A 4,025-nucleotide genomic window follows, 5' to 3' on the forward strand; every position below is an offset into this window, starting at 1 on the left:
TTGCGATTAAATCAGATCACAAACGAAGCCTTTTTTCTATCTATTTCAATTGGTTGTAGCTAAAGATCCTGTACATGTTATGCTAATGCCAATTTCATTCACCACGAGAATAACCATATGCAACAACGACGTGCGCTCGCGCTACTGACGCTGGGTAGCCTGCTGCTAGCCCCTTGTACTTATGCCAGCGGGGGGGCTCCGCTGACCGCCGCTGTGGACGGCATTATCCAGCCGATGCTCAAGGAGTATCGGATCCCGGGGATGGCGGTCGCCGTGCTGAAAGATGGCAAGGCCCACTATTTCAACTATGGGGTTGCCAACCGCGAGAGTGGCCAGCGCGTCAGCGAGCAGACGCTGTTCGAGATTGGCTCGGTCAGCAAGACCCTGACCGCGACCCTCGGTGCCTATGCCGCAGTCAAGGGGGGCTTTGAGCTGGATGACAAGGTGAGCCAGCACGCCCCTTGGCTCAAAGGTTCCGCTTTCGATGGTGTGACCATGGCCGAGCTTGCCACCTACAGTGCGGGTGGTTTGCCGCTGCAGTTCCCCGATAAGGTGGATTCGAATGACAAGATGCGCACTTACTATCTGAGCTGGTCACCGGTTTATCCGGCGGGGACCCATCGTCAGTACGCCAATACCAGCATCGGTCTGTTCGGCTATCTGGCTGCCAGCTCCCTGGGCCTGCCATTTGAGCAACTGATGAGCCAGACCCTGCTGCCCAAGCTGGGTTTGCACCACACCTATATCCAGGTGCCGGAGTCGGCCATGGTGAACTATGCCTACGGCTATTCGAAGGAAGATAAGCCCATCCGGGTCACTCCGGGCGTGCTGGCGGCCGAGGCTTACGGGATCAAGACCGGCTCGGCGGATCTGCTGAAGTTTGTCGAGGCAAACATGGGGTATCAGGGAGATGCCGCGGTAAAAAGCGCGATCGCGCTGACCCACACCGGTTTCTACTCTGTAGGGGAAATGACCCAGGGGCTGGGCTGGGAGAGTTACGCCTATCCGGTGACCGAGCAGACATTGCTGGCGGGCAACTCACCAGCGGTGAGCCTCCAGGCCAATCCGGTTACGCGCTTTGCGGTGCCCAAAGCGATGGGCGAGCAGCGGCTCTATAACAAGACGGGCTCGACCGGCGGCTTTGGCGCCTATGTGGCGTTCGTGCCCGCCAGAGGGATCGCCATCGTCATGCTGGCCAATCGCAACTATCCCATCGAGGCCAGGGTGACGGCGGCTCACGCCATCCTGAGTCAGTTGGCCGAGTGATCGGCCGAGTTCAAGGTCTCCACATTTGACAGTGACGCCGGGGCAACCCCGGCGTCACTGCGGGTATGCCCATCTCCGGTAATCGTGCTGTGGTGGGGTTTACTGCCTAAATGGCTCGATGTTAGAAACAAAATTTCCTGATTGGAATGTACTGATCGCCATCTCTTCACTAGGTGCAGGAGAGGGCCCACCATATAGTTCCCCCATTGCGGCACTGTCCGCAGCCATGTTCATTACGTTCGTTACCACCTTGGCTCTGCCCACTCTTCGCCTGTTGCTGCCATCTGGCGGGGGCTGGCGGGTCAATCTGCTATGGAGCATCCATGCCTGTATTCCTGTTGTGCAGTTTTCTGATGATCATCCTCTATCCGGTCGGGATCGATCTCTATCTGGTCGCCGTGCCCCAGATTGCCGATACCCTGCAGGCGAGCGAGGCGCAGATCCACACCGCCTTCTCCATCTATCTGTTTGGCATGGCGGCGACCGTGCTGCTGGGGGGAATGATTGCGGATCGCTACGGGCGGCGCTGGGTGGTGCTGGGGGGGGCGCTGATTTTTGTCATCGCCTCGCTGGTGGCAGGTCATGCCGAGGGGATCACCCAGTTCTACCTCGGCCGTTTCTGGCAGGGGGTCGGGGCCGGGGCGCTCTATATCATGACCTTTACCGTGCTGCGGGATGTGCTGAGCCAAGAGCGGCTGGCGATGGCGCTCTCGATGATCAACGGGGTGATCTGCGTGATCCCGGTGCTGGCGCCGGTGCTCGGTTATCTCATCCTGTCCCATTTTGACTGGCGCGGGATCTTCGTGGCGATGGCGCTGGTGGCTGCCGTCAGCGGTCTGGTCAACCTGCTGCTGCTCAAGGAGACCCGTCCGGCGCGGCAACCGGGGAGTGGCGCGGCGCTGCCCTTTGCCCTGCTGCGCTCGCCGCGCTTTATGTTGCTCTCCCTGCTGACCAGTGCCAGCGTGACCGCCATTCTGGTCTATGTCAGCGTCTCGCCGCTGATCCTGATGAAGGAGTTTGGCTTCACGACCGAACAGTACTCCATCGTGATGATGGTGATGGCCGGGGTGAGCATGTCCACGTCTTTCCTGACCCCCCTGCTGTTGCGCCGTTTGGGCAAACAGAAGGTGCTGGCGGTGTCTCATCTCTCCTATCTGCTGGCGGCGTGCTCACTGCTCGGCAGCTGGCAGGCGGGGGGCGATATCCATCTGTTGCTGCCGGGGTTTGCGCTGGTCTGTGTCGGCTTCTCCTGTGGCTTCGGGGTGGCGATGGGGGAGGCGCTCGATGGTTGCCAGCATAACGTGGCCTTTGCCAGCGCCGTGCTCTGCATCATGCAGATCAGCCTCTCCGGCCTCTATATCTGGTTGCTTGGCCGGCTCGGCTTTACTCCGTCCGAGATGCTGATCTATGCCCTGCTGCTGGCACAGCTCAGTTACCTGGCCGTCAAAGGGCTGGTACCATGGCTCGCGGTCCGTGAAGCGCGGTCGCAGGGCTGATGGAAGATGAGAGGGGATATGCGCAACCTGGGTGAACTCGATTTGAACCTGCTGGTGGTCTTCAAGTACCTGATGCAGGAGCGCAGTGTGGCGGGGGCGGCCAAGAAGCTCTGCGTCACCCCGTCGGCGGTGAGCAAGTCTCTGGCCAAGTTGCGGGAGTGGTTTGACGATCCCCTGTTTGTGCGGGTGCGGCAGGGGTTGCAGCCGACCAACCTCTCCCTGACCCTGGAGGAGGAGCTGAAGGTCTGGTTCCAGCTCACCGACAGCATCACCTCGCTCAATAGCGATGCGATCCCCGACGGTGCCCGCTTTACGCTGGTGATGGAGTCCCCCTTCTACATCAGCTTCCTGAGCGATCTGCCCATGACCATCTATGAGAAGTACCCGAAATCGGTGGTCAGGATGCTGGGGTGGGATCACCACTCCCTCAACGACATCGTCAATGGCGATGCGGATCTCGGCTTCTGCGCCCGCGAAACCCATGGCCGCTCCCGGGCCAAGGTCAACCGCTTGCCTTATTACATCGATCACGAGGTGCTATTTACTGATCGTCCGGTGGTTTTTCTGCGCAAGGATCACCCGCTGCTCGAGCAGAAGTGGTCGCTGGAGAACTTTCTGGCCTGCCCCCAGATCAGCATGGTGTGGGAAGCGAACGATACCTGGGCCCTCGACAGTCTGCTGGAGGATGAGGGGCTGAAGCGGGAGGTGCCCATCATGGTCGCCAGTTTCGAGCAGGCGCTGCATATTGCCTCCCAGTCGAGCCACGAGCTGATCGCGGTGGCCCCCTCCTACTGTGGTGGTTATGCCAGTCGGCATCACGGCAATCTGATCGCCATGCCGCTGCCGCTGCCGGAGAAGCTCTACGCCCAGCTGGAGATCGCCTTCATCCTGTTGTGGCACAAACGGCACAATCAGGATGCCAAGGTGATGTGGCTGCGTAACGAGATCCGGCGACTCTATAACGACGAATTGCCACGTTAATGTGACAGTTACGATGTCTATTGATTAGCCGGAGTCAGCTGTTTCGGCTTGTTATTGATTATTTAACCGGCGGTGATGATGGCGATGGATTACTTAGTTGCCTGTTTTCTCGCCAAACAATGTCGCAACATACTTTCTGAAATGGAATGTTCTGACTTCTGCTTTTGCTGTAGACGCCAGCATGGCACCGTTAGATACTGCGATTCATCATGTACAGGATCTTTAGCTACAACCAATTGAAATAGATAGAAAAAAGGCTTCGTTTGTGATCTGATTTAATCG

Annotated in this window: 3 protein-coding genes; all 3 read left to right on the top strand. The window is 58.6% G+C overall.

The features are described from left to right. Positions 1–117 precede the first annotated feature (117 nt). The 3 genes from blaFOX to yidZ all read left to right on the top strand — a co-directional run bounded on the left by blaFOX (position 118) and on the right by yidZ (position 3,743). Positions 118–1,266, top strand: coding sequence for an FOX family cephalosporin-hydrolyzing class C beta-lactamase (blaFOX, locus tag OKB81_RS19620; RefSeq protein WP_270805399.1), 1,149 nt, complete (start codon positions 118–120; stop codon positions 1,264–1,266). 323 nt (positions 1,267–1,589) lie between these two features. Next, positions 1,590–2,762: an MFS transporter gene (locus OKB81_RS19625; RefSeq protein ID WP_270792995.1), complete on the top strand. Its 1,173-nt coding sequence runs from the start codon at positions 1,590–1,592 to the stop codon at positions 2,760–2,762. Between the two features lie 18 nt (positions 2,763–2,780). Beyond that, positions 2,781–3,743, top strand: a complete 963-nt coding sequence (gene yidZ, locus OKB81_RS19630) for an HTH-type transcriptional regulator YidZ (RefSeq protein WP_042058466.1) — start codon at positions 2,781–2,783, stop codon at positions 3,741–3,743. The last annotated feature ends 282 nt before the right edge of the window (positions 3,744–4,025 follow it).

Origin of the sequence: Aeromonas sp. QDB56, from assembly GCF_027705505.1 — a bacterium.
Lineage (GTDB): Bacteria > Pseudomonadota > Gammaproteobacteria > Enterobacterales > Aeromonadaceae > Aeromonas > Aeromonas caviae.

Excerpts from the sequence above, each read along its gene's own strand:
- OKB81_RS19625 (WP_270792995.1), top strand. The coding sequence starts at position 1,590 with ATGCCTGTATTCCTGTTGTGCAGTTTTCTGATGATCATCCTCTATCCG.
- yidZ (WP_042058466.1), top strand. The coding sequence starts at position 2,781 with ATGCGCAACCTGGGTGAACTCGATTTGAACCTGCTGGTGGTCTTCAAG.
- blaFOX (WP_270805399.1), top strand. The coding sequence starts at position 118 with ATGCAACAACGACGTGCGCTCGCGCTACTGACGCTGGGTAGCCTGCTG.